The organism is Burkholderia sp. JPY481 (assembly GCF_038900515.1).
Classification (GTDB): Bacteria; Pseudomonadota; Gammaproteobacteria; order Burkholderiales; family Burkholderiaceae; genus Paraburkholderia; species Paraburkholderia youngii.
In genome coordinates this window covers 1-234 of sequence record NZ_JAYMRT010000250.1, presented here as the reverse complement: position 1 = coordinate 234, position 234 = coordinate 1, and the positions used below count along the sequence as shown (strand labels likewise).

Sequence of the window (234 nt, the reverse complement as noted above, 5' to 3'; positions counted from 1 at the left end):
AGCGGCGGCGTTCTTCGCGAAGGACCTCCTGTGAAGTTCGCCTGGATTGACACGCAATGCCGGCACTATCCGCTGTCGGCGCTGTGCGAGGTCCTTGGAGTAAGCGTCAATGGCTATCGCGCGTGGATAGCGCGGCGGCACGCCTGAGCGACAGCGGCTGACCGATGTCCAGTTGCTCACGTTGATTCGAACGATTCATGCCAAAGTCAGAGGCGCCTACGGTTCGCCGCGCAT

General features: G+C 61.5%; 1 pseudogene. It reads left to right on the top strand.

Going from position 1 to position 234, the window contains the following annotated elements:
- A pseudogene (locus VSR82_RS40565) lies at positions 1–234 on the top strand (IS3 family transposase); the annotation flags it as partial.